The organism is Streptomyces lunaelactis (genome assembly GCF_003054555.1).
GTDB classification, from domain to species: domain Bacteria; phylum Actinomycetota; class Actinomycetes; order Streptomycetales; family Streptomycetaceae; genus Streptomyces; species Streptomyces lunaelactis.
The window spans coordinates 1,448,530-1,461,275 of record NZ_CP026304.1 but is presented as its reverse complement, the minus strand read 5'-3'; the positions used below and the strand labels follow the sequence as shown (position 1 = coordinate 1,461,275).

Annotated in this window: 8 protein-coding genes; 5 read left to right on the top strand and 3 right to left on the bottom strand. The window is 72.0% G+C overall.

What is annotated here, in order from left to right; all coding sequences use genetic code 11:
- The first annotated feature begins 31 nt into the window (after positions 1–31).
- The gene (locus tag SLUN_RS06320) at positions 32–4,909 is read left to right on the top strand and encodes a coiled-coil domain-containing protein (protein WP_108147544.1); all 4,878 of its coding nucleotides are present in this window, start codon (positions 32–34) and stop codon (positions 4,907–4,909) included.
- A gap of 57 nt (positions 4,910–4,966) precedes the next feature.
- On the opposite strand, the gene SLUN_RS06315 is transcribed toward SLUN_RS06320, so the two are convergent.
- Positions 4,967–5,443, bottom strand: a complete 477-nt coding sequence (locus tag SLUN_RS06315) for a hypothetical protein (RefSeq protein WP_254710322.1) — start codon at positions 5,441–5,443, stop codon at positions 4,967–4,969.
- Positions 5,444–5,843: 400 nt separating this feature from the next.
- On the opposite strand from SLUN_RS06315, the gene SLUN_RS06310 reads away from it, so the two are divergent.
- Genes SLUN_RS06310 through SLUN_RS06295 form a run of 4 tightly spaced genes read left to right on the top strand, consistent with a single transcriptional unit; the run spans position 5,844 to position 10,172 of the window.
- Positions 5,844–8,720 carry a sensor histidine kinase gene (locus tag SLUN_RS06310; RefSeq protein ID WP_108147543.1) on the top strand — a complete coding sequence of 959 codons (2,877 nt, stop codon included), beginning with the start codon at positions 5,844–5,846 and terminating at the stop codon, positions 8,718–8,720.
- Positions 8,717–9,172: a roadblock/LC7 domain-containing protein gene (locus SLUN_RS06305; protein ID WP_108147542.1), complete on the top strand. Its 456-nt coding sequence runs from the start codon at positions 8,717–8,719 to the stop codon at positions 9,170–9,172. The genes SLUN_RS06310 and SLUN_RS06305 overlap by 4 nt, the downstream gene beginning before the upstream one ends.
- A gap of 9 nt (positions 9,173–9,181) precedes the next feature.
- Positions 9,182–9,586, top strand: a complete 405-nt coding sequence (locus SLUN_RS06300) for a DUF742 domain-containing protein (RefSeq protein ID WP_108154564.1) — start codon at positions 9,182–9,184, stop codon at positions 9,584–9,586.
- On the top strand, positions 9,567–10,172 hold the full coding sequence (locus SLUN_RS06295) for a GTP-binding protein (protein WP_108147541.1): 606 nt from the start codon (positions 9,567–9,569) through the stop codon (positions 10,170–10,172). The genes SLUN_RS06300 and SLUN_RS06295 overlap by 20 nt, the downstream gene beginning before the upstream one ends.
- An 82-nt stretch (positions 10,173–10,254) precedes the next feature.
- Here SLUN_RS06295 and glpK read toward each other — a convergent pair whose 3' ends face one another.
- Positions 10,255–11,772 (bottom strand): glycerol kinase GlpK, encoded by a 1,518-nt coding sequence (glpK, locus tag SLUN_RS06290; protein WP_108147540.1) that lies wholly within the window; start codon positions 11,770–11,772, stop codon positions 10,255–10,257.
- Between the two features lie 30 nt (positions 11,773–11,802).
- The gene (locus SLUN_RS06285; RefSeq protein WP_108147539.1) at positions 11,803–12,564 is read right to left on the bottom strand and encodes an MIP/aquaporin family protein; all 762 of its coding nucleotides are present in this window, start codon (positions 12,562–12,564) and stop codon (positions 11,803–11,805) included.
- Positions 12,565–12,746: the final 182 nt, after the last annotated feature.

Here is a 12,746-nt window from a genome sequence, read left to right as displayed (position 1 = left end):
CCCCACCTGCCACTTACGAGAGTCCGCCGCCATGTACGAGCTGTCCCGGGTACGCCTCTACTCCATCGGGCCCGCCGGTGCGCGCTACGCCGACACCGTGCTCGACCTGCGCGGAGTCGGCGAGCCCGTGCCCCATCCCGCCCCCACCCAGGCGGAGTTCTTCGAGGACGAGCCGGTCGGTCCGCCGCGCCGGCCGGCCCCCGCGGGCGTGCTCTTCCTGGAGAACGGCGGGGGCAAGTCCGTACTGCTGAAGCTGATCTTCTCGGTGATGCTGCCCGGCCACCGCAACACCCTCGGCGGCGCCAGTTCCGGCGTACTGCGCAAGTTCCTCCTCGCCGACGACTGCGGGCATGTCGCCCTGGAGTGGCAGCACACGCTCACCGGCGAGCTGATCGTGGTCGGCAAGGTCAGTGAGTGGCGGGGCCGCCAGGTGTCCAACGACCCGCGGAAGTTCGCCGAGGCCTGGTACTCCTTCCGGCCGGGTCCCGGCCTCAGCCTCGACTCGCTGCCGGTCGCCGAGGCCACCTCCGTGCGGCCGCCCGTCGAGGGGGCGTCGGGCGCGCAGGGCCGCCGTCGCACCATGAAGGGCTTCCGGGACGCCATCACCGATGCGGGCAAGGCGTATCCGCACCTCGATGTGTACTGGGAGGAGATCCACGACCGCTGGAACGAGCACCTCGGCGCTGTGGGCCTCGACCCCGAACTGTTCCGCTACCAGCGGGAGATGAACGCCGACGAGGGCGAGGCGGCCGGTCTCTTCGCGGTCAAGAAGGACTCCGACTTCACCGACCTGCTGCTGCGCGCCGTCACCGACACCCGCGATACGGACGGCCTCGCCGACCTCGTCAGCGGCTTCGGCAACAAGCTGGGCCGCCGCGCGGAGCTCACCGCGGAACGCGACTTCACGGCCGGGTCCGCCGATCTGCTCGGCCGGATCGTGGAGGCGGCCGGGACCAGGTCCCGGGCCCGGGAGATCCACGCGGGCGCCGAGCGCCGCACCCGTACGCTCGCACGCCGGCTCTCCGCACGCGCCGCGCAGGAGCGCGGGCGTACCGCGGATCTCGCGCAGCAGGTCACCTCCGCCGCGCACACGGTGACCGAGGCGGAGCAGGCGCGTAGCCGCAGTTCGCTGATCGCGGCGGAACTGGCCTACCGGCACGCCTCGTTGGCGCTGGCCGTCGCGGAGAAGGGCGCGGCGGCGCAGCGGCGCGAGCTCACCGACGCGCGCACGCTGCACTCCGCGTGGCAGGCCGCCGAAGCCGTACTGCGCCACCGCGCCGCCAACGACCGCTCGGCGCGCGTCGCCGTGGCGATCCGCGAGGCCGAGCGGGACGCGGCCCCGGCGCTCGCCGCCCGCGCCACGGCCGCCGCCGACCTGATCCGCGCGCTGCACTCCGCGGCCGCGGACGGCGAGCGCGTGGCCAACGAGGAGGAGGAGCGCTCCGCCGGGCTCCAGGAGGTGGGCGAGGCCGCCCACCGCGACGCGACGGTCGCCGCCACCGAGGCGCAGCGCGCCCGCAGCGAGATCGGCCATCTGCGCCAGCGCCTTGGCGAGGTCGAGCAGGAGACGGCCGAAGCGGTACGGGCGGGCTGGCTCGACGACACAGCCCCCGACGCCGACCCCGCACGGGCGGCGCTCGCGGCGAGCGACGCGGAGAAGACGGCGGTCGCGGCCTGGGACGCGGCGCGCGAGGGCGGGCGTACGACGGCGGACCGCGCGAAGGAGGCGGCCGCGGCGGAGGCGCGCGCGGAGCTCGCCGCGGCCCGCGCGGCGGACGCGGCACAGGCCGCGGAGAACGCGTACGTGGCGGAGCGCCGCGCGGCGGACTCGATCGCGGGGGACGAGCGCCTGGCGGAACTGCTGAGCCTGCCGCCGTCGGCACCCGTGGCGGTGCCGTCACCAAGGCGCGGCGCCGGCGCGGACGCCGGGGAAGCGGACGGCGGCGCTGCCGGTACGGACGGGGGGCCGTCTGCGCGTGGCGGCGAGGGCTCAGCCCACGGTCGGGGGCAGGCTCCTCCGGCTCACGGGCCCGCGCGGTCCGACCGGTCGGGGCACGCCACCGCCCACCCCGCCCGCGCCGCCCTCACCGCGCCCATCCGCGCCGACGAAGGGCCCCTCGCCGCTGAGGAGTTGGACCGGTACGCCGACGAGCTGCGTGAGCTCCTCGACCAGTCCGTCGCCTCCGCCGAGCGGAACCTCTTCGACCTGCGTACCGCCGCCGCCGACGACGCCCGCATCCTCGGTGCGCTCGGTGACGGGGGACTGCTGCCCCCAGGACCCGACGTCCTCGCGACCGTCGAGTACCTCGGTGAGCACGGCATCCCCGCCCTCCCCGGCTGGCGTTACCTCGCGCAGGCCGTCGACCCCGCCGACCATGCCGCCGTGCTGGCCGCCCGGCCCGAGCTCGTCGACGGTGTGGTGATCACCGACCCGGCGTCGCACGCCCGCGCGCGTGAAATCCTCGCGGGCGCGGCACTGTTGCCCCGTTCCACCGTGGCCGTCGGCACCGCCGCAGCGCTGCTCGCGCCCGTTCCCAGCCCCGGCACCGGCACCGGCACTGCCGACGACGGGGATGTTTTCCTCGTACCGCCGAACCCCGCCATGCACGACGAGCACGCCGCCGACGAGGAGCGGCAGGCTCTCCGCGCCCGGGCGACCGCGCGGGACGAGGAGATCCGCGCGCTCGCGGCCCGGCTCGCCGGGGACCGTTCGATCGCCGCCCGCCTCGGCTCCTGGCGAGCCGACTGCCCGGCCGGGATGCTCGCCGAGCTCGCACACGCGGCACGGACAGCCCGCGAAGCCGCCGAAGAGGCGCAGGCGACGCTCGCCGAGGCCCGTACGGTACGGGCCGAGGCGGACGAGGCCGCGGCCGACGCCGCACGCGTCCGCGACGAGCGGCAGGACGCGGCCCAGCGCGCCCGCCGTGCCGCCGACGCCCTCGCGGGACTCGCCTTCCGGCTTCGCGAGCGCGCCGGCTGGCAGGTACAGCTGCGTGAACTGGCCGACGAGGCCGCCGAGTCGGAGGCCCGGGCCGCGACCTGTCTGGAGCGGGCGAAGGCCGCCGACGAGGACCGCCGCGCCGCCCAGCGCGCGGGCGACGACGCCCGCCGTACCGCCCGTGCGCTCCGCGCCGAGCGGGCCGAGATCGCCGGCGCCCCCGAAACCCTGCCGGAGGCCGACGCGGACGCTCCGCGCACCGCGTTGCCCTCCCTGCGTGAGGCCTACCGAGCCGCCTCCCAGCTGTACGAGAAGGTGGGCGTCGGCGCCGACCTCCGTGCCGAGCAGGCCCGCGCCGAGAGCGACGAGAGCGCGGCCCTCGCCGAGCTCGACCGGCTCACCAACAAGGTCCGCACCCGTGCCGCCCAGCTCCTGGAGAGCACGGACGGCGCCGACGGGCCGTCCCGCCAGGCGGCCGCCGCCCGGGCCGAGTCCCTCGTCCAGATGCTGGAGACGCGCGCATCGGAAGCCAGCGAGAAGCTGGGCCGGCTGCGCGGCGAGGCCGAGCGCCTCGCCCCGGCCGACGGCGAGGCGCACACCGAACTCCCCGAGGATCTTGTTCCCGTGGACGCGGAGCAGGCCCAGACACTGCTGCGTACCGCCACCGCCGGACTCGCCTCCCGCACGGACGCGTTGGACACGGCCCGCGCCGCCCACTCCAGGCTGCTCCAGGCGCACCGGGCCGCCGAGGACGCCGCGGGCGGCTTCGACGAGACGGCGGCGCTGCTGCGCGACCTGCTCCGGGACAACAGCCAGGACGAGGAGACGGCAGAGGCTCCCGATCCGTATCCGGGCAGCCTGGAGGAGGCGCGGTACTCCGCCGCCGAGGCCCGCCGCTCGCTGCGCGGATGCGCCACCGACCTCTCCGCCGCCGAGGCAGCCGTCCGGGACGCGAGCGACATCCTCGTACGGCACGCCAACTCCACCCGCTACGAGCAGGTCCGCACCCCCGCACGCCAGCAGATCCGGGAACTGCCCGCCGCCTCCCTGCCCGAGCATGCGGCGAAGTGGGCGGAGGCCTTCGCGCCGCGGCTGCGCGTACTGACCGACGAACTGGAGCAGTTGGAACGCAACCGCGACACCATCGTCGACCGGCTCCGGGGTCTCGTGGAGTCCGCGCTGACGACGCTCCGTTCTGCGCAGCGGCTCTCGCGGCTGCCCGAGGGGCTGGGCGAGTGGTCGGGGCAGGAGTTCGTGCGGATCCGCTTCGAGGAGCCGGACCAGGCGACGCTCGCCGAGCGGCTCGGCGAGGTCATCGACGAGGCGACCCGTGCCGCCGTGAAGAAGAACTCGACGGCTGCCTATGGGGAGGGCCGGCGGGACGGAATGTCCTTGCTGCTGCGCGGAGTTCAGGCCGCCCTGCAGCCGAAGGGCATCGCCGTGGAGATCCTCAAGCCGGACGCGGTGCTGCGGGCCGAGAGGGTCCCGGTCGGACAGATGGGCGACGTCTTCTCCGGCGGCCAGCTCCTCACCGCGGCCATTGCCCTTTACTGCACGATGGCGGCGCTCCGCAGCAACGACCGGGGGCGCGACAAGCACCGGCACGCCGGCACGCTCTTCCTCGACAATCCCATCGGCCGCGCCAACGCCACGTATCTACTGGAGCTCCAGCGCGCCGTCTCCGACGCGCTGGGGGTCCAGCTGCTCTATACGACCGGGCTTTTCGACACCACGGCCCTCGCCGAATTCCCGCTGGTCATCCGGCTGCGCAACGACGCCGATCTGCGCGCGGGCCTGAAGTACATCAGCGTGGAGGAGCATCTCCGCCCGGGACTGCCGCAGCAGGACCCGTCCGGTGAGACGGTGCACGGCGAGATCACGGCGACCCGGATGTTCAAGCGGTCGCAGCCTCCGGCGGAAGCTGCCGCCGCCCAGGCCGGTGGAGCCGACCAGCCCGCCGAGAAGCGGTAGGACCGGCCCGTCCAGGACGGGCGTACGACGGCGCCCAGGCCGACGGCGCTCGGGCGTTCAGGCTTCGGAGAGCCTGCCCGCGCCCCGTCGCCGTATACGGTCGGCCTGGCGGTCGGCCACCCTGGTCGCCCGCCGCGCCCGGCGGCGCTCACGCCGCAACTGCCGCGCGGTGCTGCTCGGCACGGACACCACGCCATTGCGCTGGTTCCACACCTGGCGCGTCACCCACACGTCCAGCACCGCCCAGGTCGCCACCACCGTGCTGCCCACACTGCTGAGCACCATCGGGAAGGCCAGCCAGGACCCGGTGAGCGTGCCGAGGAAGGCCACCATCGCCTGAATCATCGTCAGCGCCGCGATGATCACCGCACGCACCGCTGCCGCACGGACCGGATCGGCCATGCGCCGTCTGACCGCCGGCTCCTCCACCCAGAGTTGCCCCCTGACCGCCGGCTCCTCCACCCGGAACTGCTGCCGCGGGACATCCGCATAACTCGCCGCCCGCACCGCGCCACGACGCTCGTCCGTGTCCATGGACCCTGTCACTCCCCACCTCTGTCCGACTTCAGGGTGGCTGCCCGGACTCCGCCGCTTTACTCCGGCCGCAGAATCGAAGTCGGACCGAAACCGAACCGACGCCCCCGTACAGATAGACGATTGACCATGCGGGATGATTCCCGCAAAGCGAAGAATTCCAGCCATCTGTGACGGTCCGGAAAATGACATGCCGCCAGGTGGGCTCCGCCACAGCCGGGAATGCCATCTCCCCGAATACCAGGACAACCCGTGATCAACGCGCCCGTCCTCGGCCGAAAATCGTCCGGACGTGCCTTCGAGTTGTCTGTGTGACAGTAGTAGGCTCACGCGCGTTTGTTGACTGAAGTTGACGGAACACCATCCGCACCGGGCGGGGTTGGTTGAGCAGGGGGAGGCCATGCGCTTTCGCGGGAAGTCCATCCGCCGGAAGATCGTGGCGTTGTTGCTGGTGCCGCTCGTCTCCCTCACCGCTCTCTGGGGCTTCGCCACCGTACTGACCGGTCGGGAGGCCAATCAGCTTCTCGAGGTCAGCTCCGTGGTGGAGCAGGTCGGTTATCCGGTCGCCGACACCATCAACGTCATCCAGAAGGAACGCAGGCAGACGCTCATCTACCTGGCGGACCGCCGGGCTGCCGACGCACTGCCCACTCTGCGCGAGCGGCGACGGGCCACCGACAGGGAAGTCGCCAAGATCAAGGCGAATCTGGAGAAGTCCGGAGTCCGCGACGACATGCGGCCCGACGTCTCGCAGAAGCTGTCCTCCCTCCTCGAGGCCGTCGACGGCCTGGGCGCCCTGCGCCGCTCCGTGGAGACCGGCACGGTCTCCCGCAGCCAGGCCCTGGAGTTCTACAACCGGGTCGCCGACCCCGGATTCAGCTTCCTGCTGACGCTCCACGGGCTCAACGACGTCAACATGGAGCGGCAGGGCCGCGCACTGGTCGGGCTGACCCGGGCCATGGAAATGCTCTCCCGCGAGGACGCGCTGATCGCCTCCTCGCTCGCCACCCGCAAGGTGACGGCCGAGGAGATCCGCGAGCTCTCCGACTTCGTCGCGAACCGCACCCTGCTGTACGAGACCAACCTCGAGGTTCTGCCCGCCAAGGAACGCGAGATCTACGAGCAGTACTGGAGCAGCCCCAAGACCGCGCCGCTTCGCGCCGCCGAGGAACGCCTCATCGACGCCGGTCCCGTCAGCAGGGCGGGCGCGTCCGAAGCCGGCCGCTGGCAGGCCGCGGCCACCCCCGTCCTCGACGACCTCGCCCGCGAGGCCAAGGAAGCGGGCGTCCGCTATCAGGACCGCGTCGAGCCGGCCGCGTACAGCGTCTTCGTCAAGGCGGGTGTCGCGGGCGTACTGGGCTTCCTCGCCCTCCTGGTCTCGGTGATCGTCTCCGTCCGCATCGGCCGCGATCTCGTCCGCGACCTCTCCCGCCTGCGCAAGGAGGCCCACGAGGTCTCCGGCGTACGGCTGCCGAGCGTCATGCGCCGCCTCGCCGCCGGTGAGCATGTCGACGTCGAGACCGAGGCCCCGCGCCTCGACTACGACAAGGACGAGATCGGCCAGGCGGGCCAGGCGCTCAACACCCTTCAGCGGGCCGCGGTCGAGGCCGCCGTGCGCCAGGCCGACATGCGGCGCGGCGTCTCCGAGGTCTTCGTCAACCTGGCCCGACGCAACCAGGTCCTCCTCCACCGCCAGCTGACGCTCCTGGACACCATGGAGCGCCGCACGGAGGACACCGAGGAGCTCGCGGACCTGTTCCGCCTGGACCACCTCACCACCCGTATGCGCCGGCACGCCGAGGGCCTGGTGATCCTCTCCGGCGCGGCCCCGTCCCGCCAGTGGCGCAAGCCGATCCAGCTGATGGACGTCGTACGGGCGGCGGTCGCCGAGGTGGAGGACTACGAGCGCATCGAGGTGCGCCGGCTCCCGCGCATCGGCGTCGGCGGCCCGGCGGTCGCCGACCTCACCCACCTCATCGCCGAACTCCTGGAGAACGCCACGGTGTTCTCGCCCCCGCACACCGCAGTCCAGGTGCACGGCGAGCGGGTCGCCAACGGCTTCACGCTCGAAATTCACGACCGCGGCCTCGGTATGGCCCCGGACGGTCTGCTCGACGCGAACCTGCGGCTCGCGGAGACCCCCGAGTTCGAGCTCTCCGACACCGACCGGCTCGGCCTGTTCGTGGTCAGCCGGCTCGCCCAGCGCCAGAACGTGCGCGTCTCGCTGCAGCCCTCCCCGTACGGAGGGACAACGGCGGTCGTCTTCATCCCAGCCGTCCTGCTCACCGACGCTCCCGAGACCCAGGGCAGCGGCTTCCGCCTCGACCGCAAGAGCGGGAGCGCGGCAGGCCGGCGCAGCGGCGACGGCACGCTCCCGGCGCTCTCCAAGGTTCCCACCGGTCTCAACGGCTCCACGCTCCTCGACGGGCCTGTCGAACTGGAGGCCCCCGTCGGCGCGTTGGGCTTCGACGACCGGCAGGTTCGCGGCGGCGCCGATTCTCTCGGCGGGGTCGACTCGCTCGCGGACATCGAGGATACGGAGAGCGAGCGCGGCGGAATCTTCCGTGCCCACGCCCGGAGCCGTCGTCGCGATAACCCGGACGAGCAGCACCAACAGGCGCTCGACCAGACGCCCGCGCAGATCTCCGGGCCCGTTCCGCTGCCCCGCAGGAAGCCCCCGACCCTGGTCACCGACCACGGGCGCCGGGTGGACGAGCGGGGCCGCGCACATCCGGCCCCAGGCCCCGGGCGCGCCGCGGAGCCCCCGCTCATGCCCACGCCAGACCCGCGACCGGCGCCCGACCCGCGACCCATGCCCGACCAGCGACCGGCGCCCGAGCCCCGCCACGCGGCATGGCCGGCACCCACACCGGTACCCGCACCCACGCCCGTACCGGGCCCAACACCTGTACCCCGTCCGGAACCGACACCGCCCCCGGAGCCCACCGCCGGCCCGGCCCCCGCGACGCTCGACGGCCTGCCCCGCCGCGTCCGCCAGGCCAGCCTCGCTCCCCAGCTCAGGGAATCGGCTGGCAGGGAATCGTCCGGCAGGCAATCGTCCGGTACGGCACCAGCCGGGCGGGCCGCCGACCCGGCCACCGCCACCCAGCAGGACATCGAGCGGGACGCGGAACACGTACGCAGTCGCATGGCTTCAATGCAACGAGGGTGGCAACGCGGCCGCCTGCACAACGCCGAAGAGGCCGAGGACACCGACCAGGCCACCGGCCCCGGCGAGACCGCGCCAGGAACGACATCTGAGGGGGACGGTCGATGACCGCACCGCACGCCGCAGCGTCCAACGCCACGGGCGCCCATCCGACCACCACCACAACGGGCGAGCTCAACTGGCTCCTCGACGAGCTCGTCGACCGTGTCGCCAGCATCCGCAAGGCAGTGGTGCTCTCCAGTGACGGGCTCGCCACCGGCACCTCCCGGGATCTGAGCCGCGAGGACGGCGAGCATCTCGCCGCCGTCGCCTCCGGATTCCACAGCCTCGCCAAGGGCGTCGGCCGCCACTTCGAGGCGGGCCGCGTCCGCCAGACCGTCGTGGAGCTGGACGAGGCCTTCCTCTTCGTCACGGCGGCGGGCGACGGCAGCTGTCTGGCCGTCCTCACCGACGCCGACTCGGACGTCGGCCAGGTCGCGTACGAGATGACGCTGATGGTCAAGCGGGTCGGCGTCCACCTCACCACCGCACCGCGGACCGGTCTGCGCACCGGAGGGTGAGTGGATGGCATGAGTGACTCAGCACAGTACGCTCAGCAGCCGCACCACTTCTTCGATGCCGACGCGGGTCCCGTGGTCCGTCCGTACGCGATGACCCGCGGACGTACCAGCAGCGCCACCCGGCTCCGCCTCGACCTGATCGCTCTGGTCGTTCCGGAGGCCGCGGCCGACGATCCCGTACGCGATCAGTCGCTCTCACCGGAGCACGTCGAAATCGTCGAGCGCTGCGGCGACACCCCCCAGTCGATCGCCGAACTCGCGGCCACCCTGGACCTTCCCGTCGGTGTGGTCCGCGTCCTGGTCGGCGATCTCGTCGAGGACGCACTGGTGCATGTAACCCGTCCCGTTCCGCCGGCCGAACTGCCGGACGTGAGCATTCTCCGCGAGGTGATCAATGGTCTTCGGGCGCTCTAGCCGCCGAACCCCTCCCGTCGAACCAGTGACCCTGAAGATCCTGGTGGCGGGCGGATTCGGCGTGGGCAAGACGACCCTGGTGGGCGCGGTCAGCGAGATCAGGCCGTTGCGGACCGAGGAGACGCTGAGCGAGGCGGGCCGCCCCGTCGACGACATCGAAGGCGTCGAGCACAAGACGACCACCACGGTCGCCATGGACTTCGGCCGCATCACGCTCCGCCAGGACCTGGTGCTGTACCTCTTCGGCACACCGGGGCAGGACCGCTTCTGGTTCCTCTGGGACGAGCTGGCGCAGGGCGCATTGGGTGCGGTCGTCCTCGCGGACACCCGCCGCCTGGAGGACTCCTTCGCGGCGATCGACTACTTCGAACGCCGCGGCATTCCCTTCACTGTCGCCGTCAACTGCTTCGAAGGCGCGGGCCGCTTCCCCGGCGATGCCGTACGGGCCGCGCTCGACCTCGACGCCGAGGTGCCGCTGCTGATGACGGACGCGCGCGAACGCGAGGCGGTCAAGGAGGTACTGGTGGCGGTCGTGGAGCACGCTCTCGCCCGCGCCGACCGGCAGCGCGAGCACGCCACGACCTGAGTCCGGCGCACGGGCACACTCCGCGGACACGGCCCGTACCCCCACCGACTGGGGTACGGGCCGTGGGCTCTGCCGGGCGGGATCAGGCCTGGCCGCTACCCTCCTGCTCCCAGCCGAAGCTCCGCTCCACCGCCTTGCGCCAGTTGCCGTACTCGCGCTCACGGATCTCCGCCTCCATCCGCGGCGACCACTCCACATCACGCTGCCAGTGCGCCTTCAGTTCGTCGAGCCCCGACCAGACGCCGGTCGCGAGCCCCGCCGCGTACGCCGCGCCCAGGCATGTGGTCTCGGAGACCTTCGGCCGGATCACCGGCACCCCCAGCACATCCGCCTGATGCTGCATCAGCAGATTGTTGGAGGTCATGCCGCCGTCCACCTTGAGCGTGGTGATCTGCACCCCGGAGTCCTGGTACATCGCGTCGACGACCTCACGGGTCTGCCAGCTCGTCGCCTCCAGCACCGCACGCGCCAGATGCGCCTTGGTGACATACCTGGTCAGGCCGGTGATGACACCACGTGCGTCGGAGCGCCAGTACGGGGCGAAGAGCCCGGAGAAGGCCGGCACGATATACGCCCCGCCATTGTCGTCCACGCTCGCGGCAAGCGTCTCGATCTCGTCCGCGCTGCGGATGATGCCTAGCTGGTCCCGGAACCACTGCACCAGTGCGCCGGTGATCGCGATGGACCCCTCCAGGCAGTACACCGGCGCCTCGTCACCGATCTTGTAGCCCATCGTGGTGATCAGCCCGCTCTTCGAGGGCACGGGCCGGTCGCCGGTGTTCAGCAGCAGGAAACTGCCGGTGCCGTAGGTGTTCTTGGCCGTGCCCGTGTCGTAGCAGGCCTGCCCGAAGATCGCGGCCTGCTGGTCGCCGAGCGCGGAGGCCACCGGCACCCCCGCGAGCTGGCCGACGGCCGTCCCGTACACCTCGGCCGAGGACTTGATCTCCGGAAGGATCGCCCGCGGCACGTTCATCGCCGACAGGATCGCCGGATCCCATTCGAGGGTCCCCAGATTCATCAGCATGGTGCGCGACGCGTTGGTCACGTCGGTGACATGGACCCCGCCCTCCGTGCCGCCGGTGAGGTTCCAGATCAGCCAGGAGTCGATGGTGCCGAAGGCGATCTCGCCGCGCTCGGCCCGGCCGCGCAGTCCGGGCACATTGTCCAGCAGCCAGGCCGCCTTGGGCCCGGAGAAGTAGCTGGCGAGCGGCAGTCCGGTCGCGTCGCGGAAGCGGTCCTGCCCGTCCGTGCCGCCCAGTTCGTGGCAGAGCGCGGCGGTACGTGTGTCCTGCCAGACGATCGCATTGTGCACCGGTTTGCCGGTCGCCCGGTCCCACAGGACGGTCGTCTCGCGCTGGTTGGTGATGCCGAGCGCGCTGAGCTGGTCTGCTCGCAGCCCGGCCTTGGCGATGGCCCCCGCCACCACCGCCTGCACCTTGGACCAGATCTCGGTCGCGTCGTGCTCCACCCAGCCCGGCTTGGGGAAGATCTGGCGGTGCTCGCGTTGGTCGACGGCGACGATGGCGCCGTCCTGGTTGAATACGATGCAGCGGCTGGACGTGGTGCCCTGGTCGATTGCGGCGACGAACTTGTCCGTCATGACGTCCCCTTGTCGATGAGGCCGTAAGGCCTAGAAGGCTGCGTTGAAGATGAGGCCGGCCAGCAGCCCGCCGATCACGGGTCCGGCCACCGGTACCCAGGCGTAACCCCAGTCGGAAGTCCCCTTGTTGGGGATGGGCAGCAGCGCGTGGGTGATGCGTGGCCCCAGGTCGCGCGCCGGGTTGATGGCGTAACCGGTCGGCCCGCCGAGCGAGAGGCCGATGCCGACGACCAGCAGTGACACCAGCAGGATAGAGATGCCGGAGCCGTAGATGCCGGCGCTCTGCCCGGGTATCTGGCCGATACCGATGCCGTCGTTCTTGCCGAAGGCGAGTATCGGCAGCACCAGGCCGACCGTCGCGATGACCTCGGTCATCACGTTGGCGACGGGACTGCGGATCTCCGGACCGGTCGAGAAGATCCCGAGCGTGGGCAGCGCGTTCTTCTTGTCCGCATTGGCCTGGAACTGTGCGAAGTAGACGAGATAGGCGAGTACGGCGCCGAGGATCGCGCCCACCATCTGCGCCAGGACGTACAGCGGAACCTTGCTCCACTCCCCGGTGTCGACGGCGACGCCCAGCGTCACGGCCGGATTGAGATGCCCGCCCGACAGCGGAGCGGCGGTGTACGCGCCCGCCAGCACCCCGAAACCCCAGCCGAAGGCGATGACGACCCAGCCCGCGGCCTTCGCCTTGGAGTGATGGAGCGTGACAGCGGCGCAGACGCCCGCGCCGAACAGGATGAGTATCGCGGTGCCGATGACCTCACCGATGAAAATGTCCCCATTGCTCATGGCGGCTCCTAGGCCCTCGCCCGGGGCCCCGGCCCCGGTCCTGCGTGCAGGGTGCGTGCTCCATGGCGTCCGTGTTCCATGCCATGGCTACGGATCCGAAGGCAGGGGAGTCCCGTACCCCGCCCGGCGTCCGTGACGAGCGTGGTGAGCGTGCCGAAGTGCGGCGATGCCGACGAAGACGC

Bases quoted from the DNA above. Each gene is read 5' to 3' on its own strand.
- SLUN_RS06320 (WP_108147544.1), top strand. From the start codon at position 32: ATGTACGAGCTGTCCCGGGTACGCCTCTACTCCATCGGGCCCGCCGGT.
- SLUN_RS06315 (WP_254710322.1), bottom strand. From the start codon at position 5,443: ATGGACACGGACGAGCGTCGTGGCGCGGTGCGGGCGGCGAGTTATGCG.
- SLUN_RS06310 (WP_108147543.1), top strand. From the start codon at position 5,844: ATGCGCTTTCGCGGGAAGTCCATCCGCCGGAAGATCGTGGCGTTGTTG.
- SLUN_RS06305 (WP_108147542.1), top strand. From the start codon at position 8,717: ATGACCGCACCGCACGCCGCAGCGTCCAACGCCACGGGCGCCCATCCG.
- SLUN_RS06300 (WP_108154564.1), top strand. From the start codon at position 9,182: ATGAGTGACTCAGCACAGTACGCTCAGCAGCCGCACCACTTCTTCGAT.
- SLUN_RS06295 (WP_108147541.1), top strand. From the start codon at position 9,567: ATGGTCTTCGGGCGCTCTAGCCGCCGAACCCCTCCCGTCGAACCAGTG.
- glpK (WP_108147540.1), bottom strand. From the start codon at position 11,772: ATGACGGACAAGTTCGTCGCCGCAATCGACCAGGGCACCACGTCCAGC.
- SLUN_RS06285 (WP_108147539.1), bottom strand. From the start codon at position 12,564: ATGAGCAATGGGGACATTTTCATCGGTGAGGTCATCGGCACCGCGATA.